Origin of the sequence: Lysobacter enzymogenes (assembly GCF_017355525.1) — a bacterium.
Lineage (GTDB): Bacteria > Pseudomonadota > Gammaproteobacteria > Xanthomonadales > Xanthomonadaceae > Lysobacter > Lysobacter enzymogenes_C.
In genome coordinates this window covers 3,993,438-4,015,878 of sequence record NZ_CP067395.1, presented here as the reverse complement: position 1 = coordinate 4,015,878, position 22,441 = coordinate 3,993,438, and the positions used below count along the sequence as shown (strand labels likewise).

Here is a 22,441-nt window from a genome sequence, read left to right as displayed (position 1 = left end):
ATTTTTTTACGCCAAAGCTCTTGGCGACGCGGCGGGCTTGCCCTACATTCCGCCTTGCCGAGGGGTTAACCAGGCAACCCATCCATCCAACGCCGTACTACCGGAAAACACTATGGCTACGAAAAAGACCGCTGCAAAGAAGAAGGCCGCGCCGAAGGCTGCCGCCAAGACCGCCGCTCCGAAGCCGATCAAGGAAGTGCTGAGCAAGTCGGGCCTGGTCGCGCACCTCGCCGAAACCACCGGCGTCGTGGCCAAGGACGTCCGCTCGATCCTGGGCGCTCTGGAAGGCGCCGTGCACGCCTCGATCAACAAGAAGGGCGCCGGCGCGTTCACCCTGCCGGGCATCCTGAAGATCACCGCCGTCAGCGTCGCCGCCAAGCCGAAGCGCAAGGGCATCAACCCGTTCACCAAGGAAGAGCAGTGGTTCGCCGCCAAGCCGGCCACCGTCAAGGTGAAGGTGCGTCCGCTCAAGAAGCTCAAGGACGCCGCACTCTGATCCTGCGGATGCGGCGCGCTCCGGCCCGCCGCATCGTCTGCTTGCCGGACGCCGCCTTTGGGCGGCGTTCGCGTTTTTGCGGTTCGCGATTCGCATTGCGGCTTCGATGCCGACAGCGTGCGTGGGTACTGCTCAGCCCGTCGGACAAACGCGGCTCACCGGCCGTCATCCCCGCGAAAGCGGGGATCCAGGGCCTCATCGCGGCACGACTGCGAAGTCTCCGGATCCCCGCCTTGGCGGCGATGACGATCGCAGAGTGCGCCGATGAAAAATGAACAGGCTGAAGCCGCTCGCGCGGCACTTCGCAAACGCGGACGCCGTGGCATAGTGCGCGCATTCGCCTGGAGTCAGCTCGTGGATCCGATCAGCCTGGAAGACTTGGCCTTGCTGGATGTATTGCAGCGCATCGACCAGGGACACCCACCCGGCGCCCACTCGCGCACCTTGCACGAACGCCTGATCGACGCGGCGCTGGCGCAGGCCGACGACGACGGCGCGCTGACCCTGACCGACGCCGGCGTGGAGCGCTGCAAGTCGCTGCGCCACCGCGTCGCCGCGGATGCGGAAGCCGCCCAGGTGCTCAAGGAGCGCGAGGACGCGGCGCAGGAAACCGAGACGCCTTGAGGCGTCGGCTGCGATAGCGCTTTGCGTTATCGGGTTTTTCGTTCTGTGGATCGAATCGATGAAACGACGACGCAGCGGCGCAGGTTCGTCGTTGCGTCATTGTCGCGGTCGCAGCTTGCGCAGCTCCTACAGTCGCTACGGCCAGCGCCCTTTCATCTTGCAGTTGCTTTCCGCTCCCCCCGCCGTTGCGAACTCGTCACAGGCAATGAGAGACCCGAAGGGCGCGCGCATGGATGCGCGCGTGCGGGACCGGGCCAGGATGGCCCTTGTCCCGCATCCCTGCGCAAGCTTCGAACGATAGTGGCTCTTGATTCGGAACAGGAAAAGCGCCTTTCTTTGGTTACTTTCTTTGGCAAGACAAAGAAAGTGACCCGGCCGCTTGCGGACGGAAGCTGTTGATCGTTGCTTGTCTTCACTCGTAGCTCAAGCAAAGACGAACGCAACAACCAAGCGCGATCAAACACCGACAAACGCATAACGAAACTTTGCGCAACTCCACCGCAACCCCCTACACAAAGAAACATCTCACCACTTGCCGACCCCCGCCCCACCCCCGATATCCAGAGTTCCGCCGCCTCCGCCACACCGCGCATGACGACGCCTTTCGAGCACCACCTGGCCCTGTGGACTCTCACTCCCGACGGCCCCCCGATCCACACCCACAGCAGCGACGTGCTGCCGGTGCGCTGGAACGACCAGCCGGCGATGCTCAAGATCGCCCGCGAAGCCGAGGAGAAGAAAGGCGGCCTGCTGATGAACTGGTGGAACGGCGACGGCGCCGCGCGCGTCTACGCCGACGACGGCGAGGGCGCGCTGCTGCTCGAACGCGCCTGCGGGCCGCGTTCGCTGGCGCAGATGGCGCGCAACGGCCAGGACGAGGAGGCCACGCGGATCCTGTGCGAAGCCGTCGCGCGCCTGCACGCGCCGCGCCCTGAGCCGCCGCCGCCGGGATTGGCGACGCTGCGCGAATGGTTCGCCGATCTGCCGGTGTACGCGGCCAGCCACGGCGGCGTGTTGCGGCGCAGCTGGCAGGTCGCGCAGGAACTGTTCGACGATCCGCGCGAACACGTGCCGCTGCACGGCGACATCCACCACGAGAACGTGCTCGACGCCGGCCCGCAGCGCGGCTGGATCGCGATCGATCCCAAGCGCGTGGCCGGCGAGCGCGGTTTCGACTACGCCAACCTGTTCACCGACCCGGACGGCGACACCGCGCTGGCGCCGGGCCATTTCGAACGCCGGCTGGCGGTGGTGACCGAGCTGGCGCAGATCGAGCGGCGGCGGATGCTGCAATGGATCGTCGCGTTCCAGGGCCTGTCGGCGGCGTGGTTCCTCAGCGACGGCGAGCAGCCGGACAAGGAGTTCGCGATCATCGGCAAGGCCTTGAACGAGCTGGATCGGGTGTGAGGCGACGGCGAAATGCTCCGGTGGGAGCGTTTCGCGAGCCGAGAGGAAAGCCTCGGGCCTGAAGGCCCTCCCGCAAGAGGGCTCCTTACCGGAGAGGGCTCTCCCACAACTGGGTTCTCCCGCAACGGCTCAGGCTTTTGTCGCAGGGCCTTCAGGTCAGACGCTTTCTGCCCGACCGCGCCACCGCCTACTGCGCCGCCGGCTCCCAGCCGCCGCCGAGCGCCTTGTACAGATTCACTTCCGCCGTCAGCGCATCGCCCTGCAACTGCAACGCGGTCAGCTCGGCATTGAACAGGTTGCGCTGCGCGTCGAGTTCTTCCAGGTACGAGGCATAGCCCTCGTTGTAGCGGTTGTGCGCGATGCGCAGCGCATCGGCCAGGGCGCGCTGCTGTTGCAGCGCCTGGTCGCGCTGTTCGCGCAGGTGGCCGATCGCCGCCAGCGCGTCCTCGACTTCGGCGAACGCGGTCAGCACGGTCTTCTGGTAGCCCAGCACCGCCTGGTCGCGGCGCGCGGCGCTGGCGCGCACGCCGGCGCGCAGGCGGCCGGCGTTGAACAGCGGCGCCAGCACGCTGCCGCCGACGCTCCACACCCGGATCGGGTCGCCGTGCAGCAGGCTCGATTCCAGGCTGCCGATCGAACCGGTCAGGCGCAGCGACGGCAACAGCTGCGCGCGCGCGGCGGCGAGGCTGGCGTCGCTGGCGGCGATCTGCGCCTCGCCCTGGGCGATGTCGGGACGGCGCCGCAGCAACTGCGAGGGCACGCCGGCCGCCGGCAGCGCCGGCGCGGCGATCTCGGCCAGCGCACGGCCGCGTTCGATCGCCTGCGGGGCGCGGCCGAGCAATACCGACAACGCGTCTTCCTGGCGCCGGATCGCCAGCTCCAGCTGCGGCACCACCTGCGCGGTGGCGCGGTACTCGGCCTGCGCCTGGGCCAGTTCCAGGCGCGAGGTGTAGCCGGTGTCGTAGCGGCGCTGGGCCAGCTTGAGCGCGTTTTCGCGCGAAGCCAGGGTGCGCCGGGCCACGTCCAGACGCGCGTCGCTGGCGAGCAGGCCGATGTAGCCCGAGGCCGCCGCCGCGGCGACGCTCAGGCGCACGCTGTCGGCGCCGGTCTGGCTGGCGAGCAGGTTGGCGCGCGCGGCCTCGGTCAGCGAACTCAGCCGGCCCCACAAGTCGACTTCGTACGCGGCCTGGAACTGCGGCTGGCTGACGGTCGACAGGTTCGGCCGCCCGGTCGCGGCGCCAACGCTGCGCGAGCGCGTGGCGCTGCCGGCCAAATCCAACGTCGGCCATTGCTGCGCGCCCTGCGCGTCGAGCAGCGCGCGCGCTTCGGCCACGCGCGCCGCGGCCAGGCGCAGGTCGGTGTTGCGTTCCAGCGCGGCGTCGACGAGCCGGGTCAGCGCCGGGTCGTTGTAGCCGCGCCACCAGTCGCGCTGCACGGCGACGCCGGCGCCGGGCGCGTCGCGCCATTGCGGCGGCGGCGCGTCCAGCGTCGGCGGCGGGGCGACGCTGACGCAGGCGGCGAGCGCAGCGGTTGCCGCGATCAGCGTGGCGAGGCGGGCGAAGTCGCGCAGCGGGTTCATCGCGCCGGCGCCTGGGCGTTCGGCTGCGACGGATGCGCGGGCGCGCGCGCGGCGGCGTCCGCGCCGCCGCCACGTACGGGCGCGTCGCTCGACTGCGCGGGGTTCGAAGGCGTGCCGTTCGCGGGCTCGCCGCGCGCGGCCGCCGCCTCATCGTCGGCCTGCAACGCCGGCACCGACGCATCGCGCGCCGCATCGGCCGCCGCGGCCTGCTCGGCGCGGTGCACCGCGTCGGCATCGATCTGGCTCGCGGTATCGACCGTGGCTTCCACCGACATGCCCGGCCGCAGCCGCGCGGCCAGCTCGCGCTCGGCCTCGTCCTTGCCGGGCTCCAGCGCGATCCGCACCGGCAGCCGCTGCGCGACCTTGGTGAAGTTGCCGGTCGCGTTGTCGGTCTTGATCACGCTGAATTCCGAGCCGGTGGCCGGCGAAATGCGTTCGACCCGACCGCGCAGGGTCTTGCCGTCGAGCGCGTCGACCCGGAACCACGCCGCCTGCCCGGGGCGGATGCCCGCGGTCTGCGATTCCTTGAAGTTCGCCACCACCCACACCCGCTGCGGCACCAGCTGCATCAGCTGGGTGCCCGGGGTGACGTACTGGCCCAGGCGCACGCCGATCTCGCCCAGGCGCCCATCCTGCGGCGCCTGGATGCGGGTGTTGGCCAGATCGATCTCGGCCAGCCGCAGCGCCGCGCGCGCGTTGGCCACCGCCGCGGTCAACGCGTCGCGGTTGACGATCACCGAACGCACGTCCTCGTCGGCCGAGCGTCGCGCGGCCTGGGCCTGGCCCATCGAGGCTTCGGCCTGGCGCAACGCGGCGAGCGTCTGGTCGCGCTCGCGCTTGGACAACGAACCGTCGCCGACCAGCGCCTCGGCCCGGCGCATGTCGGCCTGGGCGCGGGCGAGGTTGGCCTGCGCCGCCTTGAGCTGGGCCTCGACGTTCGCCACCGCGGCCTCGCGCACGCGCTGGGCCTGGGTCGAGTTGGACAGGTTGGCGTCCTGCGCGGCGAGGTTGGCGCGGGCCTGATCGACGCGCTGGCGGTAGTTGCGCGCATCCAGTTCGACCAGCACCTGCCCGGCCTTGACCTGCATGTAGTCCTGCACCCGCACCTGGGCGACGTAGCCGTCGACCTTCGGCGCGATCACGGTCACGCTGCCGCGCACGTAGGCGTTCTCGGTGCTCTGGCGCGCAGTGGAGAACGGCCACAGCCGCCACGCGTACAGGATCACCAGCACGGCCAGCAGCGCGATCAGCAGCGCCGGCACGGTGGCCTTGGATTTGAAGGGCGTCTTCAGGGGCATGGGGCGTCCTTCGGGTCGGGGAGGTTGGGGTCAGGCATTGGAAGGTGTCGCGGCGCCCGGCGGCGATTGCAGCGCAGGCGGCGTGGTTGCGGCGTCGCGGCGCGCCTCCGCCGCGGGCGCGGGCGCAGGCGCCGCCGCCGGCGGGCCGAACGGGCCGGGCACCTGCGAAGCGAAGCTGACCACGGTGTGGCCGCGCCGCCACAGATGCCACTTCAGCAGCAGCACCCACAGCAGCACCGCCGCGGCCAGCCACGCCACCGCCAGGAACACGTCGTTGTAGGCCAGCACCCAGGCTTCGCGCGTCACCTGCTGATTGAACGACGCCAGCCCCTGGTTGCCGCGCGCGGCGCTGTCGCCGAGCACGCGCGCGACCGCGCCGCCGAGCTGCTGGGTGCGCAGCACCACTTGCGGGTCGGCGAGCGTGGCCTGCTGCATCAGGTGCTGGTAATGCGCGGTCTGGCGCTGGGCCAGATAGGTGCCGAGCACCGCCGAGCCGAGCAGGCCGCCGAGCGCGTTGGTGGTGCTGAACAAGACGATGAAGGTGACCAGGTTGCGCAGCCCGTCGGCGACCACCCGCACCAGCGCGAGCAGGATCGACGAGGCCAGGAACATCGACGCCGCCATCGCGATCAGGGTCTGGGTCAGATAGAAGTTTTCCGGCCGGGTCAGGTTGGTCGCGTGCGAGTCCACGTAGGCGCAGACGCCGACGATGGCGACCGCGATCAGGCCGAGCAAGTCGAAACGCTGCTTCGGCAGGAACAGCAGGGTCACCACGAAGCCGCCGACCGTGCCCAGCAGCACCAGCCAGAACAGGGTGTGCATCTGTTCGTTGAGCAGGCCCAGCACGTTGAGCAGGCCGACCGCGCCGACCGATTGCTCCGACAGCACCATGCGCGACAGCGTGATCGCCAGCCCCAGCCGCACCATGTAGCCGCCGTGCAGCAGCCAGCGCAGGTTGACCATCGGCTTGGAACGGTTGATTTCGACGATCACGAACGCGCCCGCGCACACCGCCGCGGCGACCAGGCACTGGCCCAGCCACGGCGTGTCCAGCCACCAGCGCAGCCGGCCTTGGGTCAGCACCACGGTGAACAAGGCGATCGCGCTGGCGTAGAGCGGGAAGCTGACGATGTCGAGACGGTCGAACATCGGCTGGCGCGGCACCGGCGTCACCCGCAGCAGGTTGATCGCGGCGAAGCAGGCCAGCGCCAGGCCGAGTTCGAACATCACCACGCCGTGCCACTGGCCGTGCAGGAACAGGCCTTCGGCGACGATCCGCGACACCGGCGCGCCGGTCTGCAGCGCGGCGAAGCCGAACATCAGGCCGATGACCTTCTTCGGCCCGCTGAAGACCTCGGCCATGTACAACACGGTCAGCGAACTCAGCGGCGCGGCGGCGATGCCGAGCGCGGCGCGCGCGGCGATCGCCGAGCTGAGGTCGTTGGCGACCAGGTGCACCACCGCGGCGATCACGAACAGGCCGATCGCCAGATCGGCGAACAGGCGCAGGCCGTAATGCAGGCGGAACTTGGTCAGCAGCAGGCTGGCCGGGATGTTGGTGGCGAAGTAGGCGGTCAGCAGCCACGCGCCTTCGGCGGTGGTCGCGCCGAGCGCGCCCTGCACCTGCGGCAGGTTCGAGGCCACCAGGTTCATGCCCAGGCTCTGGGTCAGGCCGAGCAGCAGCGAGATCGCGACGAACGCGGCGATGCGCCAGCGCGGCATCGGCGGCGGTACGGCCGGCGGATCTGCGGGCGGCGGCGGTGCGCCGGCTCCGTCGCTGGCGGCGCTGGCCGATGCGGCGGGCTTGCCGGACCCGAACGGCCCCGGCGCGGCCGCCGAAGACGACGGCGCGGGCGAAGACGGCACGGAGGCGCCCGGCCTCGCGGCGTCGGTGCTGGCGGAGGCGGTTGCGGAATCGGACACGGCGGTAGCGGCGGTGCGGGCCATCGGCAGGCGCGCGGCTCCTGCGTGCGTTGGCGTTGCGACGGAATAGTAGGCAACAGCGGACGGTCAACGATCAAGCGCGCGCGAGGCGGCCGGCTTGTCCGTGCGAGTCCGCTTTCCCCTGCCGGGCTATGGTGCCGGACCGGCGTCGCGGGGATGTGACGGCAAGCGCATTGCGGCTATCGTGTGCGCGCGGCCGTCGCCGGCTTCGGGGGGAAGCCGGAACCGCCGCGCCGGCAGGAGGCGCCATGCAGGAAGAAGATCCGTATCGCCGCGAACCCGCTGCGCCCGCCGAACGCGGCGCGCTGCGGCTCGGCGACGAACCCTTGCGGTTCAGCACCAACCGCAGCGAGCGCAACAGCGGGCCGCAAGGGCTGGGCGGCTGGTTGATCGCGGTGGCGGTGATGTTGGTGTGGTCGCTGCTGTTCGGCATGGTCAACGGCGGCGGCATGGCCGCGATGCTGGATTCGCCGGAACTCGATGCGGCCAAGCGCACGGCGATACAGATCTACATCGCGGCCTGCGGCGTGAGCTTCGCGCTGAACCTCGCCGCGCTGGCGCTGTTCTTCATGAAGTCGCGGTGGTTCCCGCGCGTCTACATCGGCTGGCTGGGCATCGACCTGATGCTGTTCGCGGTCGCCACCGGCCTGCTGACCCAGGCCAGCAACGGCGGCTTCCTCGGCACGCTGGCGCTGGTCGTGATCGTCCGCGGCCTGTTCTGGAACGGCTTGTGGATCGCGTACGCGATCATGTCCGACCGGGTCAAGAACACTTTTGTCGCCCGCCGCAACTGAGTGTATCGGCGCGTTCGCGCCGTGCGATTGCGTGACTGACGCCACGCGGCGGACGCGGACGCGCTGCCTATAGTGGCCGGCCCGCGCGCGCCTTCGCCGTGCGCATCCGTAAGGACACGCCATGCACGTTCTGCATTTTCCGCTGCGTCCGCTGGCCGTCGCGCTGGCGCTCGTCGCGGCGAGTTTCGCCGCCGTCGCCGCGCCGGCCGCGCCGGCCGAACTCGAAGCCGGCACCGACCGGATCTTCGCCCAGTGGAACCACCCCGACACGCCCGGCTGCGGCGTGGCGGTGTTCCGCGACGGCGCGGTCGCGTTCCACAAAGGCTACGGCCAGGCCAACCTCGAACTCGGCGTGCCGATCGGCGCCGACACCGTGTTCGACATCGGCTCGACCTCCAAGCAGTTCACCGCCGCCGCGGTGCTGCTGCTGGAACGCGACGGCCGGCTCTCGCTCGACGACGACGTGCGCAAGTACGTACCCGAGCTGCCCGACTACGGCCGCACCATCACCCTGCGCCACCTGTTGCAGCACACCAGCGGCCTGCGCGATTACCTGGTGCTGCAACTGCTGGCCGGCATCGCCTACGACGACTACAGCAGCGACCGCCAGACCCTGGACCTGCTGGCGCGGCAGAAGGCGCTGAACTTCGCTCCCGGCAGCGAATACGTGTACAGCAACACCGGCTACTTCCTCGCCGCCGAAGTGGTCAAGCGGGTATCGGGCAAACCGCTGGCGCAGTTCGCGCGCGAACGCATTTTCGAACCGCTGGGCATGCGCGACACGCGCTATCGCGACGACCACACCTTGCCGGTGCGCGGCCGTGCCAGCGCTTATTCCAAGGCGGAAACCCAGCCCGGCAAACCGCAGCCCGCGGGGATCGAGCGTTACCGCATCGATCTGCCGAACTGGGATCAGGTCGGCGACGGCTCGGTGCTGACCACGCTGGCCGACCTGCAACGCTGGGACGAGAATTTCTATCGCCCCGTGGTCGGCGACGCCGCGTTTCTCGCCCGCCTGCAACAGCCGGGCAAGCTCGACAGCGGCGAGCCGATCGACTACGCGCTGGGGCTGATGGTCGGCGAGCACGACGGGCTCAAGATCGTCAAACACGGCGGCGCCTGGGGCGGTTATCGCGCCCAGCTGCTGCGTTATCCGCAACGGCATCTGTCGGTGGCGGCGCTGTGCAACGCAGCCCACGCCGACCCCGACGGCATGGCCCAGCGCACCGCCGCGCTGTGGCTGGGGCTGCCGTCCGAGCCCGACGCGGCGCGCGCGCAACGCGCCGCGGTCGCGCTGCCGGCGGCGGCGATGCAGCGCTGGACCGGGGCGTACCGCAATCCCAAGACCGGCAGCCTGCGCCGCATCCAATGGAACGACGGCGAACTGGAACTGCACGCCTTCGGCGACAGCTTCGCGCTGCGCCCGGCCGGCAAGGCCGAATTCGAGGTCGAAGACAGCCCGATCCAGGCGCTGTCGTTCCGCGATGCGGGTCGCGGCCGGCCGCGCGTGCTGGTGCAGCAGGCCGAAGGCGAACGCACCGAGTTCGAAGCCTTGGCCGTGGCGGCGCCCGACGCCGCGGCGCTGGCGGCGTATGCCGGCGATTACCGCTGCGAGGAACTCGGCCGCGACTACCGCCTCAGCGTGATCGACGGCGCCCTGCACCGCTTCGATCCGCGCGTGGCGCCGCCGCGGCTGGAACCGCTGGAGCGCGACAGCTTCACCGAGGACGCGATCACCTACCGCTTCCAGCGCGGCGCCGACGGCAAGATCGACGGCGTCTCGCTCGACGTCGGCCGGGTCCGCGACCTGCGCTGCCAGCGCCGCTGACGCTTCAGCGCGTTGCGCCGGCCGCGCGCCGGCGCAACGCCAGCACCGCGTACAGCGCCACCAGCGCGAGCAGGGAAACGAGGATCGCCAGCCACTGCGCCAGGGTCATCGTCGCCAGGATCGCCGCCATCACCGCGACCGCCAGCAGCGGCATCGGCCAGCTGCCGCCGGGCAGGCGGAAGGGTTCGCCGGCGCCGCGCAGGTCGCGCGCCTGCGCGCGCCAGGCCGCGACCGAGACCGCGGCGAACAGCAGGCAGATCGCGCCGCCGGAAATCAGCGCCAGGGTTTCGAAGTTGCCGATCAGCGCCAGCGCCAGCGCGATCCCGGCATGCGCGAGCAAGCCCACGCGCGGCACGTGATAGCGCGCGTCGACCCGGCCGAACGCAGCCGGCAGATAGCCGTCGCGGCCGAGCGCGAACAGCAGGCGCGAGGACGAGAACAGGTTGCCCATCAGAAATCCCGTCATCGACACGCCCGCGGTCGCCAGCAGCAGCCCGTGCGCGGGCGCCCAGCCCGCGCCGGCGGCGTCGGCGACCGGCGTGGCGCTGCCTTGCAGGCGCGCGCCGAGCAAGCCCTGGCAGGCCAGCTGGATGCCGATGTACAGCAGCACCACCAGCACGATCGCCGACAGGGTCGCGCGCGGCACGTGGCGCGAGGGATCGCGCACTTCGCCGGTCGGCACCAGCGCGGTTTCCATGCCCGAGTAGGCGAACACCACCAGCACCATCGACGAGCCCAGCGCGCCCCAGCCCGGCCACGCCGCGGCGCTGAGTTGATGCCAGTCGACGAACCACAGGCCGACGCCGGCGAGCAGGAACAGCGGCAACAGCTTGAGCGTGGCCAGCAGCACGATCATGCGCGCGCCGAGCCTGACCCCGAACGCGTTGAGCGCGAACAGCGCGGCGTAGACCGCGGCGATGAACGCCGCGCGCGGCAGCGGCTCGCGCAGCGCGGCCCATGCGTTGCCGGCCTGCTCGGCCAGGGCCGCGGCGACGCCGGCGCTGGAGGAGGTGTTGCAGACCCACATCAACGCGCCGGCGAGGAACCCGGCGAACGGCCCGAACGCCGCGCCGACGAAGGTGTACGGCCCGCCGGTGGCGGCGGCGCGGCTGCCGATCGCGGCGAAGCACAGCGCGATCGGCACGATCGCCAGCGCCCCGGCCACGAACACCAGCGGCGCGCTCGCGCCGAGCCGTCCGTACAGCAGCGCCGGCAGCATGAAGATGCCGGCGCCGACGATGATGTTGACGATCGAAGCGCCGAGCTGGAACGGCCCCAGCGCGCGCACCAGCGCGGCCTCGCCTTGCAGCGGTTTCGGCGCGGCGGGTGCTACGGCGGACACGGCATCGTTCATGACGGCTCCCCAGCGATCCGCCGCAGCCTCGCATGCGCCGCGGCGAAATGCGAGAACCGCCTGCGCGGACGGCGCGAATCGCGACCTCCCGGCCATCGAAGCACCACGCGATCTGCCTGTAGGAGCGGCGCGAGCCGCGACCGCGACACCACGCCTACGACGCGACCGGCTACCCCGCGGTCGCAGCTCGCGCAGCTCCTACAGTCGCTACGTCGCGGCTAGTCCCAAGTCTGCGCGCGCAGGAAATCCACGAACACCCGCAGCTTCATCGGCAGCTGCTTGCGCGCCGGGTAGTAGATGTGGAACCCCGGGAACGGCGGCAGCCACTCCGACAACACCTCGATCAAGCGCCCTTCGCGCAGGTCCGCGCGCGCCGAGGGTTCGAACACCTGCGCCAGCCCCAGCCCCGCGCGCGCCGCCGACAGGATGTGCCAGCCTTCGTTGAGGATCAGCCGGCCGTGCACTTCCACGTCGAAATCGCGCCCGTCGCGGCTGAATTCGTACGGATACAGACGCCGCGCGCCGGGCAGGCGCAGGCGGATGCAGTCGTGCTGCGCCAGGTCCTGCGGCGTGCGCGGCCGCGGATGCCGTTCGAAGTAGGCCGGCGAGCCGACGATGACCTGGCGCTGCGGCCCGCCGAACGGCAGCGCGACCATCTCGCGCGCCAGGCTCTCGCCGAGGCGGATGCCGGCGTCGAACCCTTCGCCGACCAGGTCGGCCAGCGTGTCGTCGGCGAACAGCTCCACTTCGAGCTCCGGATACAAGGCCATGAACGCCGCCAGCTTCGGCTCGATCATGATCCGCAGCGCGGTGCGGCCGACATTGATGCGCAGCCGTCCGGTCGGGCGGTGGCGGACCTCGTCGAGGTCGTCGAACGCGGCCTGGATCTGCGCCAACCCGGGCTGGATGCGTTCGAGGAAGCGCGCGCCGTGCTCGGTCAGCGCCACCTGCCGGGTGGTGCGGTTCAGCAGGCGCACGCCGAGCTTGGTTTCCAGCGCGCGCACGCTCTGCGACAGGGCCGACGGCGAGACCTCAAGCTCGGCCGCGGCGCGGGTGAAGCTGCCGAAGTGGGCGACCCGGGCGAAGCCGAGCACGGCGGGCAGGGGATGGGCGGCGATGGCGGCGGCTCCGGCGGGACCTGTCGGCCATTATGAAGAAAATCTTCATGACACATGAGGAATAGGCCGGTTTTTCGCGCAATGACGCCGGCCTACAGTGCCCGCACGCCCTCCCCGGGCGCCGCGGCGGACCCCCACCCGCCGCGTCCCGCTCTCCCCCCGATCATGGAGAACCGCCGCAATGACTACGCTTCCGACCCGCCGCCTCGGCCGCAACGGCCCCACCGTGTCCGCGCTCGGCCTGGGCTGCATGGGCATGAGCTTCGCCTACGGCGCCGCCGACGACGGCGAATCGCTGGCCACGCTGGAACGCGCCCTGGAGCGCGGGGTGAACTTCCTCGACACCGCCGACGTGTACGGTCCGCACACCAACGAGGAATTGCTCGGCGGCTTCCTGCAGGGCCGCCGCGAGCAGGTGTTCCTGGCCAGCAAGTTCGGCTTCGTCTCCGACCCGTCGCAACCCGGCGTGCGCACCGTCAGCGGCCGCCCCGAGTACGTGCGCAGCGCGGTCGAGGGCAGCCTGCAGCGCCTGCGCACCGACCATATCGACCTGTACTACCAGCACCGGGTCGATCCGAACGTGCCGATCGAAGACACCGTCGGCGCGATGGCCGACCTCGTGCGCCAGGGCAAGGTGCGTTACCTGGGCCTGTCCGAACCCTCGGCGCAGACGCTCGAACGCGCTCAGGCCGTGCATCCGATCGCCGCGGTGCAGAGCGAATACTCGCTGTGGACGCGCGACCCGGAGAACAACGGCGTGCTGGCCGCGTGCGAACGCCTCGGCGTGGGCTTCGTGCCCTACAGCCCGCTCGGCCGCGGCTTTCTGACCGGCGCGATCACCAGCGCCGATTCGCTCGCCAGCGACGACTTCCGCCGCATCACTCCGCGCTTCCAGGGCGACAACTTCGCCCGCAATCTGGAACTGGCGCAGCAGGTCAAGCGACTGGCCGCCGACAAGGGCTGCACCCCGGCGCAACTGGCGCTGGCCTGGGTACTGGCGCAGGGCGAGCACATCGTGCCGATCCCCGGCACCAAGCGACGCAAGTACCTCGACGACAACCTCGGCGCGGTCGACGTGACGCTGACGGCCGACGACCTCGGCCGCCTGGCCGCGCTGTTCGCCCCCGGCGCGGTCGCGGGCGAGCGCTACAGCGAAGCCGGCATGGCGATGATCGGTCGCTGAGCCGCGCCCGCGGGACGCAGCGGCGACGCTGCGTCCCGTTTTTCCGCACCAGCGAAGATCCGCGCGATCCACCTGTAGGAGCGACGCAAGTCGCGACCGCGACACCACGCAGACGACGCAACCGGCTACCCCGTAGTCGCAGCTCGCGCAGCTCCTACAGTCGCTGCGTCGCAAGATCCGCGCGCATCACCAGCGATAGCGCACCGACGCCGTCACCGTGCGCGGATAGCCGTAGTAGCACCACGCCGCGCTGTTGCACACCGACACGTATTCCTTGTCGCTGAGGTTGCTGGCGTTGAGCTGGAACCGCCACGCGTCCAGGTCGTAGCGCACCGAGGCGTCGAACAGCGTGTACGACGGCGTCTTCCACTGGTTGTACAGATCGCCGTAGTGCTCGCCGGTGTAGCGCACGCCGGCGCCGAAGCCCAGGCCCGACAGCGCGCCGTAGCCGATGGTGTAGTCCGCGCCCAAGGACGCGACGTTGCGCGGCTGCAAGGCGATCTGCTTGCCGAGCGCGCCGGCGTCGTTGCTGCGGGTCACTTCCGAATCGGTGTAGGTGTAGGCGCCGTACACGCTCAGGCCGTTGGCGAAATTCCAGCGCCCTTCCAGTTCGGCGCCGCGCACCCGGGTCTCGCCCTGTTGCAGCGAGAACAAGGTGTGGTTGGGATCGACGGTCAGGGTGTTCTTCTGCTTGAGCTCGTACGCGGCCAGGGTCAGCAGCGCGCGGCCGCTGGCGGGCTGGAACTTCAGGCCCGCTTCGATCTGCTCGCCGGTGGTCGGCACGAACGAACGGCCGGCGAAGTCGGCGCCGACGGTCGGTTCGAACGACTGCGACCAGGCCACATACGGCGCCCAGCCCGAGTCGAACAGGTAGTTCACGCCCAGGCGCCCGGAGAACTTGCTGTCGTTCTGGCGCTCGCGCGTGACCGGCGCGGCCAGCAGATTGTCGGTGCGCGTGCGCACCCGGTCCTGGCGGCCGGCGGCGGTGATCACCCAGCGGTCGATGCGGATTTGGTCCTGCACGTACACGCCGACCTGCTGCTGCACCTTGTCGGTGCGCGAGGTGTAGGCCGGCTTGACGATGCGCGCGCCGTAGACCGGGTTGAAGATGTCCAGCGACGGCGCGCCGAACGCGAACGCCGAACTGTAGTCGCTTTCCAGACGGCGATAGTCGATGCCGGCGAGGACGGTGTGGTCCCAGCCGCCGGTGCCGAACTTCCATTCGACGTTGTTGTCGACGGCGAATGACTTGGAGGCTTCTTCCAGCGGGAAGTAGTAGCGCGTCAGCGTGCGCTGGTCGTCCTGCAGGCCGAACGCGCCGACGCCGGCGTCGTGATCGACGTCGACCTTGCCGTAGCGCAGGTTCTGGCGGAAGGTCACCGCGTCGCTGAAGCGGTGGCGGAATTCGTAGCCGATCGAGCGCATGGTCTTGACGTAGTCGTTCCAGCCCGGCTCGCCGGTGTAGCGCTCGCGCGGGATCTTGCCGTGCGGGTTCGGCAGCAGGGTGCCGGCCGCGGGCAGGAAGCCGCCGCCCTGCGCGGTGTCGGCCTTCTGCCAGCGCGCCAGCACGGTCAGTTCGGTGTCCTCGCTCGGCTTCCAGCTCAGCGCGGGGGCGAAGAAGTAACGGTCGTCCTTGACGTGGTCGACGATGTTGTCGCTGTTGCGGGCCAGGCCGGTCAGCCGGTACGACCACACGCCGTCGGCGCTGAGCGGGCCGCCGAAATCGAACGCGGCCTGGCGCAGGTCGTAGTTGCCGAGGGTGACCTCGACCTCGTGCAGCGGCTCGGCGGTCGGCCGCTTGCTGACCATGTTGACCAGGCCGCCCGGCGGCATCGCGCCGTAGGCCACCGACGAGGGTCCCTTGAGCACGTCCAGCCGCTCCAGCCCGTACGGCTCGATGCGGGTGCCGCCGGTCCACACGCCGTCGGTGAGGGTCAGCCCGTCCATGTAGCGGGCCGGGGTGAAGCCGCGCACCAGCAGCCAGTCGCTGCGGGTGTCCTGGCCGTAGCCGCCGCCCTGCGCGCCGGCGGTGTACCACACCGCTTCCTCGATGCCCTGGATGCCGCGCTCGCGCATCTGCTGGGCGGTGATGACCGAGACCGACTGCGGCACCTCGATCAGCGGGGTGTCGGTCTTGGTCACGGTCTGGCTGCGCTTGGCGATCGGCGCCTGGACCTGGACCTTGTCGAGGGTGGTCGCGTCGGCGGCCGGGGCGTCCGCGGCCTGCGCGGCGAAAGCGCCGGCCAGCAGCGGCAGGCCGGACAAGGTCAGGCGGATCGCGCGGCCGAGCGCGCGCGGACGGGAAGCGGAAAGGGACATGGGGGCCTGCACGGAGAACGGGAAAGGGCGCGATCGCGGCCGCGAGCGTCCTGCGAGCCGGCAAACGATAACCATTCTCATTTTAGGCCCGCGGCGGCGGCGGGGCAAATCGGCCCGCCGGGCGGCGGCCGGGGCGCCCGTGCGCCCCGGCCCCGACCCGAAGCGGGCGCGCCGCACCGCGCCCGCGGGTCGCACGCCTGGCGGCCTTACTCGATGTCGGTTTCCGGCATCAGCGGGCAGTTCATCGGCCGCGCGCAGTCGTTGTGGCGGTGCGCGCACTGGCTCTGGGTGGTCCCGGGTTCCTGCATGCAGGCGTTATAGATCTGCTGGCAATCCCAGCAACTGCCGGCCGCGGCGGTGCCGACGAAGCCGGCGGCGAACACGAACGCGGCGGCGAACAGGGTCTTGTGGCGAATCGAACGCATACGAACCTTCTCCTGGGTCATGTGGCGGACGACGCCACCGGCCGTCGCTGGCGGCGGCCGGGGACGGACTTCACTCGATCGGCATGTACGGGCAGTCGTAGCGTCCCGCGCAAATGTTGTATTCGTCGACGCACGCCGGAATCGACGCATCGGGTTGGCCGGCGCAATAGGTGTATTGACTCATGCACGAGTCGCACCGGTAATCGAACTGCGCCATCGCGGTCGAGCTCAGCGCCATCGCGAATGCGAACGCGGCGGCGAACAGCGTCTTGTGGCGGATCGAACGCATACGGATCTTCTCCTGGGTCGTGGATGACTCCGGTCGGGCGCAACGGCGGCGCTCAGGGTTCCCACGGCAGCGGCATCAGCATGCAGCCCGCCGGCACGCACTGGTTGTACTGGCGCGCGCAGACTTCGTAGCTGGGAGTGGGGCCGGCCATGCAGTCGTCGTAGATCTGGCGGCACGGCGCGCACTTGGCCGGGATCGCGGCGGCGCTGGCGGCGAAGCCGGCGGCGAACACGAATGCGGCGGCGAACAACGTCTTGTGGCGAATCGAACGCATACGAACCTTCTCCTTGGTCGTGGATGATTCCGGTCGGGTGCGGCGGCGGCGCTCAGGGATCCCACGGCAGCGGCATCAGCGGGCAGCTCGGCGGCACGCACTCGTTGTACTGGCGCGCGCAGACTTCGTAGCTGGGGTTGGGCCCGGCCATGCAGTCGTCGTAGATCTGGCGGCACGGCGCGCACTTGGCCGGGACGGCGGCGGCGCTGGCGGCGAAGCCGGCGGCGAACACGAATGCGGCGGCGAACAACGTCTTGTGGCGAATCGAACGCATACGAACCTGCTCCTTGGTCGTTGGTGAATGCAACGCGGAACACCGGCGCCGTCGCGACGCGCGCCGGAGCCGGCGGCGATGCTCAGAACTCCGGCATCAGCGGGCACTGCTTGGGTTGCGCGCACTGGTTGTGCAGGCGCGCGCAGACGCCCTGGTCGGCGTCGGGCTGGGCCATGCAGCGGTCGTAGATGCCCATGCAGATGCTGCAATTGCCCGCGGCCAGGGCGCTGCCGGCGAAACCGGCGGCGAACGCGAACGCGGCGAGAAAACTCAGGGTGTGGCGAATCGAACCCATGCGAACCTGCTCCTTGGTCGGCGGCCGGATCGGCCGTGGCCAGCATGCGCGACGGCGACGGCCCGGCCTGTGACTGCATTCACGTCCGTACGCACGGTTGCAACGCCGCGTTGCGGCCGCCGCCGGGTACCGCGGGCGCAGCTTCGGCCTTAGCATCGCAGGCTGCCGCGCGTGCGATGCGCGGTTATGGGAAGGCCTTCAGGCCCGACGCTCTGGTGTCCGATCGCGATGATCGCAGCGAACGGCGTCGGGCCTGAAGGCCCTCCCACGACCGCCGACGCATCCGTACGCCGCCTTCCTTCCCGCGCCGGAGTCCTGCGATGTCCCTGTCTTTCCGTCCGTCGGCGTTGGCCGCCCTGGCGCTCGCCTGCGCCGCTCCCGCGTTCGCCCAAAGCGCCGACCCCGCCGCGACCGCGCAGGCCGCGCAATCGGTCCAAAGCCAGGTCGTGGCCTGGCGCCGCGACATCCACCAGCACCCCGAGCTCGGCCAGCACGAAGTGCGCACCGCACAGCTCGTCGCTGCACAGTTGCGCAAGCTCGGCCTGCAACCGCGCACCGGCATCGCCCACACCGGCGTGGCGGCGGTGCTTAAGGGCGGCAAGCCCGGCCCGCGCATCGCCATCCGCGCCGACATGGACGCGCTGCCGGTGACCGAGCCGGCCGGTTTGCCGTTCGCGTCCAAGGTCACCGCCGATTACCGCGGCCAGCCGGTCGGGGTCATGCACGCCTGCGGCCACGACGCGCACGTGGCGATCCTGCTCGGCGTCGCCACCGCGCTGGCCGCGCACAAGGACCAACTGCCGGGCGAAGTCATGTTCGTGTTCCAGCCGGCCGAGGAAGGCCCGCCGACCGCGGGCGAGCCGTTCGGCGCCAAACTCATGCTCGATCAAGGCGTGTTCAAGGACTTCAAACCCGAAGCCGTGTTCGGCCTGCACGTGTGGGCCGGGCTCAACGTCGGCCAGATCGGCTACCGCAGCGGCCCGATGCTGGCCAGCGCCGACGAATGGAGCCTGACCGTGCGCGGCAAGCAGACCCACGGCTCGCGGCCGTGGGACGGGGTCGACCCGATCACCGTCGGCGCGCAGATCCTGCTCGCCAGCCAGAGCATGATCGCGCGCCAGGTCAACATCGCCGCGACCCCGGTGGTGCTGACCGCCGGCCAGTTCAACAGCGGCGTGCGCTTCAACATCATTCCCGACGAAGCCAGGCTCGTCGGCACCCTGCGCACCTTCGACCCGGCCGTGCGCGAGGACGTGATCGCGCGCCTGCGCCGCACCGCCGACGACTACGCCCACGCCGCCGGCGCCAGCGCCGAGCTGGCGGTGGTCAACAACGCGCCGGCGACGATCAACGACGCCGCCCTGACCCGCCGCGCCCTGCCGTCGCTGCGGCGCGCGGCCGGCGAGGCCAACGTGGTCGAATCCGGGCTGGTGACCGTGGCCGAGGATTTCTCCCAGTTCGCCAACACCGTGCCGGGCTTCTATTTCTTCGTCGGCTCGACCGCGAAGGGCAGCGACGCGGCCAAGGCGCCGATCAACCATTCGCCGAACTTCATGCTCGACGAAGGCGCGCTGGAGGTCGGCACGAAGGCGATGTTGCAGGTGGCGCTGGATTATCTGCACGGTGCGCCGGCGCAGGAGTGATCGGCGAGGTCGTATCGATTCGCGCTGCACCGCGCCACGCCACGCCACTCTCCTACCGTCATCCCCGCGAAGGCGGGGATCCAGGGCTTCACCGCGACATGGCTCTGAAGTCTCTGGATCTCCGCGTTCGCGGGGATGACGTTCTGGCGGGGTACGCCGCGAACGTCTCGGGTCTTCAGTGCGCAACCCGGCGATCCCCCCTGTAGGAGCGGCGCAAGCCGCGACCGCGACACCGCAACGACGACGAAACCTCCGCCTTCGCATCGGCGCATGCGGTTGCGCGGGATAGAAGTTTTCGTCGCCATTGCAGGTTCGCGGTCGCGGCTCGCGCCGCTCCTACAGGGACGGGCCCACCCAAAGTCGCGCTGCCGCGCCGCCCGCCTTCGGCTAGCATCGGGACTTTCCCGCCGGAGTCGAAGTCGATGAAGCGTCCGCTGTCCGTCGCGCTGCGCTGCGCCCTGAGTCTGTCCGCCCTCGCCCTGCCGCTCGCCGCCGCCGCCCAGGCGTCGGGCGAGCGCCCGGAGGTCGCCAGCGCCGCGGCCAAGCTCAAGGCCGACGTGGTCGGCTGGCGCCGCGATTTCCACCAGAACCCGGAACTGTCCAACCGCGAGGAGCGCACCGCGGCCAAGGTCGCCGAGCACCTGCGCAAGCTCGGGCTCAAGCCGCGCACCGGCATCGCCAAGCATGGCGTGGTCGCGATCATCGAAGGCGGCAAGCCCGGCCCGAAGATCGCCCTGCGCGCCGACATGGACGCGCTGCCGGTGACCGAACAGGTCGACCTGCCGTTCGCGTCCAAGGCCACCGCGACCTATCGCGGCGAAACCGTCGGGGTCATGCACGCCTGCGGCCACGACGCCCACACCGGCATCCTGCTCGGCGTGGCCGATGCGCTGGTGGCGATGAAGAAGGACCTGCCGGGCCAGGTGATGCTGATCTTCCAGCCGGCCGAAGAAGGCGCGCCGGGCAACGAGGAAGGCGGCGCCTCGCTGATGCTCAAGGACGGATTGTTCAAGGACTACAAGCCCGAAGCGGTGTTCGGCCTGCACGTGTTCTCGACCTTGAACGCCGGCCAGCTCGGCGTGCGCGGCGGCCCGCTGATGGCCGCGTCCGACCGCTTCAGCATCAAGATCAAGGGCCGCCAGACCCACGGCTCGGCGCCGTGGGCCGGCATCGACCCGATCGTCGCCGCCGCCGACGTGATCGGCACCTCGCAGACCATCGTCAGCCGCCGCACCAACATCGCCAAGCTGCCGGCGGTGGTCAGCTTCGGCGCGATCAAGGGCGGCATCCGCTACAACATCATTCCCGACGACGTGGAGATGGTCGGCACCATCCGCACCTTCGACGAAGGCATGCGCCAGGCGATCTTCAAAGACCTCAAGAACGTCGCCGAGCACGTCAGCGCCGCGCACGGCGCCCGCGCCGAAGCGCAGGTGCCGGACCAGGACGGCAACCCGGTGACCTACAACGACCCGGCGCTGACCGCGCGCATGCTGCCGAGCCTGAAGGCGGTGGCCGGCGACGCCAACGTGGTCGAGATGCCGCTGGTGATGGGCGCGGAGGATTTCTCGTACTACGCCAAGGAAGTGCCGGCGATGTTCTTCTTCGTCGGCGCGACCGAAAAGGGCGTGGACCCGACCACGGCGCCGAGCAACCACTCGCCGAAGTTCAAGCTCGACGAGAGCTCGCTGGACCTGGGGCTGCGGGCGATGCTGCAGGTGACGCTGGATTATCTGAACGCGCCGAAGGCGGGGTGAGCGCGGCGCGGTTGCGGTTGCGCCGCAGGTGAATTGTCGCGGTAGCGGCTCGCGCCGCTCCTACAAGGGTTTCGGACGGTTCGGATCCGACTGTAGGAGCTGCGCAAGCTGCGACCGCGAACTGCGGCAACCGGCGCCACCCGCCGCAGCGGCTAAAATACCGCCATGACCTCCCACGAACTCCCCCTCGGCCGCCACGTCGACTACCCGCGCGAGTACGACGCCTCGCTGCTGTTCCCCATCGCCCGCGCGCTCGGCCGCGAGCACATCGGCGTCGACGACGCTGCGCCGCCGTTCGTCGGCTACGACCGCTGGCACGCCTACGAACTTAGCTGGCTCGACCGCCGCGGCAAGCCGCAGGTCGCCACCGCGACGATTTCGGTGCCGGCGACCTCGCCGCACCTGATCGAATCCAAGTCGCTCAAGCTGTACCTGAATTCCTTCAATTCCAGCCGTTTCGACAGCGCGCAGGCGGTGCTCGACACCTTCGTGCGCGACCTCGGCGCCGCCGCCGGCGCGCCGGTGCAGGTCGCGTTCGGCCTGCCGCCGATCGATGACGGCGACAGCGTCGAATCGATCGACGCGCTCGACGTGGCGATCGACGACTACGGCCCGCCGAATGCCGGACACCTGTCCGCCGACGCGGGCGAGATCGTCGAGGAAACCCTGAGTTCGGCCCTGCTCAAGTCGAACTGCCCGGTCACCGGCCAGCCGGACTGGGCGCGGGTCGTCGTCGCGTATCGCGGCCCGCGCCTGGACCGGGCCGGCCTGCTGCGCTACCTGGTCTCGTTCCGCGACCACGCCGAATTCCACGAGCAATGCGTCGAGCGCATCCATGCCGACCTCAGCCGCATCGCCGGCCCGCAGTGGCTGTCGGTGGAAGCGCGCTACACCCGCCGCGGCGGCCTGGACATCAATCCCTGGCGCGGCAGCGCCGGTCTGGACGCGCCGGCCGCCGGCCGCGACGAGCGCCAGTAAGCCGGCTCACGGCACCGGTCCGGCATACGGCCGGTGCCGCGGGATCCAGCGCGCGCACAGCGCCGGTTGAGACGCGTCTTAAACGCGTCATATCCCCATTCAGTTTCCTCATCACAGTTCACGCGGGCGCTATGTCTTTTTAACAAGCCCCATGTCATGGTGCCCCCGCCACCCCGGCAGGAGCCCTCTACCCATGACTACCCCGGACAAGAAAGCCGATTTTTCCGATGTGCAAAGCGGTGTGTCGAGCACCGACGAAATCAAAGAGAAAGCCGATTTCAGCGACGTCCAGAGCGGCGTGAGCTCGACCGACGAGATCACCGGCGGTGGCCAGCAGACCTACACGGTCCAGAAGGGCGACACGCTGTCGCACATCGCCAAAGAGTTCTACGGCAAGGCGAGCAAGTGGAATGCGATCTTCGAGGCCAATCGCGATCAGCTCGACGATCCCGACAAGATCCAGCCCGGCCAGATCCTGAAGATTCCGACCGTCAACGACTGACGCACCGTCAACGACGAGGCGCGAACCCGCGCCGCGACGCTTTCCACTTCATCGTCTTTC

Annotated in this window: 23 protein-coding genes; 11 read left to right on the top strand and 12 right to left on the bottom strand. The window is 70.1% G+C overall.

From position 1 onward, the window contains the following. The first annotated feature begins 112 nt into the window (after positions 1 to 112). From JHW38_RS16925 to JHW38_RS16915, 3 genes are all read left to right on the top strand, one after another. The gene (locus JHW38_RS16925) at positions 113 to 496 is read left to right on the top strand and encodes an HU family DNA-binding protein (protein ID WP_207526405.1); all 384 of its coding nucleotides are present in this window, start codon (positions 113 to 115) and stop codon (positions 494 to 496) included. 354 nt (positions 497 to 850) lie between these two features. Further along, complete coding sequence (locus tag JHW38_RS16920; RefSeq protein WP_207522496.1) at positions 851 to 1,120, top strand: hypothetical protein; 270 nt, start codon at positions 851 to 853, stop codon at positions 1,118 to 1,120. A gap of 591 nt (positions 1,121 to 1,711) precedes the next feature. Then, entirely contained in the window at positions 1,712 to 2,527 is an 816-nt protein-coding gene (locus JHW38_RS16915; protein WP_207522495.1) for an aminoglycoside phosphotransferase family protein, read from the top strand. A 187-nt stretch (positions 2,528 to 2,714) separates the two neighbouring features. Here JHW38_RS16915 and JHW38_RS16910 read toward each other — a convergent pair whose 3' ends face one another. The 3 genes from JHW38_RS16910 to JHW38_RS16900 are packed head-to-tail and all read right to left on the bottom strand — an operon-like array spanning position 2,715 to position 7,126. Continuing rightward, the gene (locus tag JHW38_RS16910; protein ID WP_207522494.1) at positions 2,715 to 4,106 is read right to left on the bottom strand and encodes an efflux transporter outer membrane subunit; all 1,392 of its coding nucleotides are present in this window, start codon (positions 4,104 to 4,106) and stop codon (positions 2,715 to 2,717) included. Further along, positions 4,103 to 5,404 carry an HlyD family secretion protein gene (locus JHW38_RS16905; RefSeq protein ID WP_207522493.1) on the bottom strand — a complete coding sequence of 434 codons (1,302 nt, stop codon included), beginning with the start codon at positions 5,402 to 5,404 and terminating at the stop codon, positions 4,103 to 4,105. Before JHW38_RS16905 ends, JHW38_RS16910 begins: the two co-directional genes overlap by 4 nt. A 30-nt stretch (positions 5,405 to 5,434) precedes the next feature. After that, a complete protein-coding gene (locus JHW38_RS16900; protein ID WP_207522492.1) occupies positions 5,435 to 7,126 on the bottom strand; it encodes an MFS transporter in 1,692 nt (563 codons plus the stop codon). Here JHW38_RS16900 and JHW38_RS16895 point away from each other — a divergent pair. The 3 genes from JHW38_RS16895 to JHW38_RS16885 all read left to right on the top strand — a co-directional run bounded on the left by JHW38_RS16895 (position 7,110) and on the right by JHW38_RS16885 (position 9,970). Then, entirely contained in the window at positions 7,110 to 7,397 is a 288-nt protein-coding gene (locus tag JHW38_RS16895) for a hypothetical protein (protein ID WP_207522491.1), read from the top strand. The two genes, JHW38_RS16900 and JHW38_RS16895, sit on opposite strands and share 17 nt — an antisense overlap. 199 nt (positions 7,398 to 7,596) lie before the next feature. Beyond that, entirely contained in the window at positions 7,597 to 8,142 is a 546-nt protein-coding gene (locus tag JHW38_RS16890) for a DUF2569 family protein (protein WP_207522490.1), read from the top strand. A 121-nt stretch (positions 8,143 to 8,263) separates the two neighbouring features. Further along, entirely contained in the window at positions 8,264 to 9,970 is a 1,707-nt protein-coding gene (locus JHW38_RS16885) for a serine hydrolase domain-containing protein (RefSeq protein WP_207522489.1), read from the top strand. Between the two features lie 4 nt (positions 9,971 to 9,974). Here the strand turns inward: JHW38_RS16885 and JHW38_RS16880 are convergent, their stop codons facing one another. After that, on the bottom strand, positions 9,975 to 11,312 hold the full coding sequence (locus tag JHW38_RS16880; protein ID WP_207522488.1) for an APC family permease: 1,338 nt from the start codon (positions 11,310 to 11,312) through the stop codon (positions 9,975 to 9,977). A gap of 230 nt (positions 11,313 to 11,542) precedes the next feature. Then, positions 11,543 to 12,418: a LysR family transcriptional regulator gene (locus tag JHW38_RS16875; RefSeq protein ID WP_343225431.1), complete on the bottom strand. Its 876-nt coding sequence runs from the start codon at positions 12,416 to 12,418 to the stop codon at positions 11,543 to 11,545. Between the two features lie 205 nt (positions 12,419 to 12,623). Between JHW38_RS16875 and JHW38_RS16870 the strand changes: the two genes are divergently transcribed. Next, positions 12,624 to 13,625 (top strand): aldo/keto reductase, encoded by a 1,002-nt coding sequence (locus JHW38_RS16870; RefSeq protein WP_207522487.1) that lies wholly within the window; start codon positions 12,624 to 12,626, stop codon positions 13,623 to 13,625. A gap of 186 nt (positions 13,626 to 13,811) precedes the next feature. Here the strand turns inward: JHW38_RS16870 and JHW38_RS16865 are convergent, their stop codons facing one another. The 7 genes from JHW38_RS16865 to JHW38_RS26010 form a co-directional block, all read right to left on the bottom strand. Further along, positions 13,812 to 15,944: a TonB-dependent siderophore receptor gene (locus tag JHW38_RS16865; RefSeq protein WP_207522486.1), complete on the bottom strand. Its 2,133-nt coding sequence runs from the start codon at positions 15,942 to 15,944 to the stop codon at positions 13,812 to 13,814. Positions 15,945 to 16,150: 206 nt separating this feature from the next. Further along, a complete protein-coding gene (locus JHW38_RS16860; protein WP_207522485.1) occupies positions 16,151 to 16,369 on the bottom strand; it encodes a hypothetical protein in 219 nt (72 codons plus the stop codon). A 70-nt stretch (positions 16,370 to 16,439) separates the two neighbouring features. Continuing rightward, on the bottom strand, positions 16,440 to 16,658 hold the full coding sequence (locus JHW38_RS16855) for a hypothetical protein (RefSeq protein ID WP_207522484.1): 219 nt from the start codon (positions 16,656 to 16,658) through the stop codon (positions 16,440 to 16,442). A gap of 52 nt (positions 16,659 to 16,710) precedes the next feature. Beyond that, on the bottom strand, positions 16,711 to 16,932 hold the full coding sequence (locus JHW38_RS16850; RefSeq protein ID WP_207522483.1) for a hypothetical protein: 222 nt from the start codon (positions 16,930 to 16,932) through the stop codon (positions 16,711 to 16,713). Between the two features lie 52 nt (positions 16,933 to 16,984). Further along, positions 16,985 to 17,206 (bottom strand): hypothetical protein, encoded by a 222-nt coding sequence (locus JHW38_RS16845; protein WP_207522482.1) that lies wholly within the window; start codon positions 17,204 to 17,206, stop codon positions 16,985 to 16,987. Positions 17,207 to 17,288: 82 nt separating this feature from the next. Further along, positions 17,289 to 17,501, bottom strand: coding sequence for a hypothetical protein (locus JHW38_RS16840; RefSeq protein ID WP_207522481.1), 213 nt, complete (start codon positions 17,499 to 17,501; stop codon positions 17,289 to 17,291). Positions 17,502 to 17,650: 149 nt separating this feature from the next. Continuing rightward, positions 17,651 to 17,770, bottom strand: a complete 120-nt coding sequence (locus JHW38_RS26010; RefSeq protein WP_428995255.1) for a DUF6053 domain-containing protein — start codon at positions 17,768 to 17,770, stop codon at positions 17,651 to 17,653. Between the two features lie 51 nt (positions 17,771 to 17,821). Between JHW38_RS26010 and JHW38_RS16835 the strand changes: the two genes are divergently transcribed. From JHW38_RS16835 to JHW38_RS16820, 4 genes are all read left to right on the top strand, one after another. Then, entirely contained in the window at positions 17,822 to 19,144 is a 1,323-nt protein-coding gene (locus tag JHW38_RS16835) for an amidohydrolase (protein WP_207522480.1), read from the top strand. Positions 19,145 to 19,566: 422 nt separating this feature from the next. Continuing rightward, positions 19,567 to 20,901, top strand: coding sequence for a M20 family metallopeptidase (locus tag JHW38_RS16830; protein ID WP_207522479.1), 1,335 nt, complete (start codon positions 19,567 to 19,569; stop codon positions 20,899 to 20,901). Positions 20,902 to 21,066: 165 nt separating this feature from the next. After that, complete coding sequence (gene queF / locus JHW38_RS16825) at positions 21,067 to 21,879, top strand: NADPH-dependent 7-cyano-7-deazaguanine reductase QueF (RefSeq protein ID WP_207522478.1); 813 nt, start codon at positions 21,067 to 21,069, stop codon at positions 21,877 to 21,879. A gap of 193 nt (positions 21,880 to 22,072) precedes the next feature. Beyond that, complete coding sequence (locus tag JHW38_RS16820; RefSeq protein ID WP_207522477.1) at positions 22,073 to 22,381, top strand: LysM peptidoglycan-binding domain-containing protein; 309 nt, start codon at positions 22,073 to 22,075, stop codon at positions 22,379 to 22,381. Positions 22,382 to 22,441 lie beyond the last annotated feature (60 nt).

Bases quoted from the DNA above. Each gene is read 5' to 3' on its own strand.
- JHW38_RS16915 (WP_207522495.1), top strand. From the start codon at position 1,712: ATGACGACGCCTTTCGAGCACCACCTGGCCCTGTGGACTCTCACTCCC.
- JHW38_RS16835 (WP_207522480.1), top strand. From the start codon at position 17,822: ATGTCCCTGTCTTTCCGTCCGTCGGCGTTGGCCGCCCTGGCGCTCGCC.
- JHW38_RS16860 (WP_207522485.1), bottom strand. From the start codon at position 16,369: ATGCGTTCGATTCGCCACAAGACCCTGTTCGCCGCCGCGTTCGTGTTC.
- JHW38_RS16870 (WP_207522487.1), top strand. From the start codon at position 12,624: ATGACTACGCTTCCGACCCGCCGCCTCGGCCGCAACGGCCCCACCGTG.
- JHW38_RS16855 (WP_207522484.1), bottom strand. From the start codon at position 16,658: ATGCGTTCGATCCGCCACAAGACGCTGTTCGCCGCCGCGTTCGCATTC.
- JHW38_RS16845 (WP_207522482.1), bottom strand. From the start codon at position 17,206: ATGCGTTCGATTCGCCACAAGACGTTGTTCGCCGCCGCATTCGTGTTC.
- JHW38_RS16900 (WP_207522492.1), bottom strand. From the start codon at position 7,126: ATGCCGCGCTGGCGCATCGCCGCGTTCGTCGCGATCTCGCTGCTGCTC.
- JHW38_RS16895 (WP_207522491.1), top strand. From the start codon at position 7,110: ATGCGCCAGCGCGGCATCGGCGGCGGTACGGCCGGCGGATCTGCGGGC.
- JHW38_RS16890 (WP_207522490.1), top strand. From the start codon at position 7,597: ATGCAGGAAGAAGATCCGTATCGCCGCGAACCCGCTGCGCCCGCCGAA.
- JHW38_RS16840 (WP_207522481.1), bottom strand. From the start codon at position 17,501: ATGGGTTCGATTCGCCACACCCTGAGTTTTCTCGCCGCGTTCGCGTTC.
- JHW38_RS16820 (WP_207522477.1), top strand. From the start codon at position 22,073: ATGACTACCCCGGACAAGAAAGCCGATTTTTCCGATGTGCAAAGCGGT.
- JHW38_RS16850 (WP_207522483.1), bottom strand. From the start codon at position 16,932: ATGCGTTCGATTCGCCACAAGACGTTGTTCGCCGCCGCATTCGTGTTC.
- JHW38_RS16925 (WP_207526405.1), top strand. From the start codon at position 113: ATGGCTACGAAAAAGACCGCTGCAAAGAAGAAGGCCGCGCCGAAGGCT.
- JHW38_RS16910 (WP_207522494.1), bottom strand. From the start codon at position 4,106: ATGAACCCGCTGCGCGACTTCGCCCGCCTCGCCACGCTGATCGCGGCA.
- JHW38_RS16830 (WP_207522479.1), top strand. From the start codon at position 19,567: ATGAAGCGTCCGCTGTCCGTCGCGCTGCGCTGCGCCCTGAGTCTGTCC.
- JHW38_RS16885 (WP_207522489.1), top strand. From the start codon at position 8,264: ATGCACGTTCTGCATTTTCCGCTGCGTCCGCTGGCCGTCGCGCTGGCG.
- JHW38_RS16905 (WP_207522493.1), bottom strand. From the start codon at position 5,404: ATGCCCCTGAAGACGCCCTTCAAATCCAAGGCCACCGTGCCGGCGCTG.
- queF (WP_207522478.1), top strand. From the start codon at position 21,067: ATGACCTCCCACGAACTCCCCCTCGGCCGCCACGTCGACTACCCGCGC.
- JHW38_RS16865 (WP_207522486.1), bottom strand. From the start codon at position 15,944: ATGTCCCTTTCCGCTTCCCGTCCGCGCGCGCTCGGCCGCGCGATCCGC.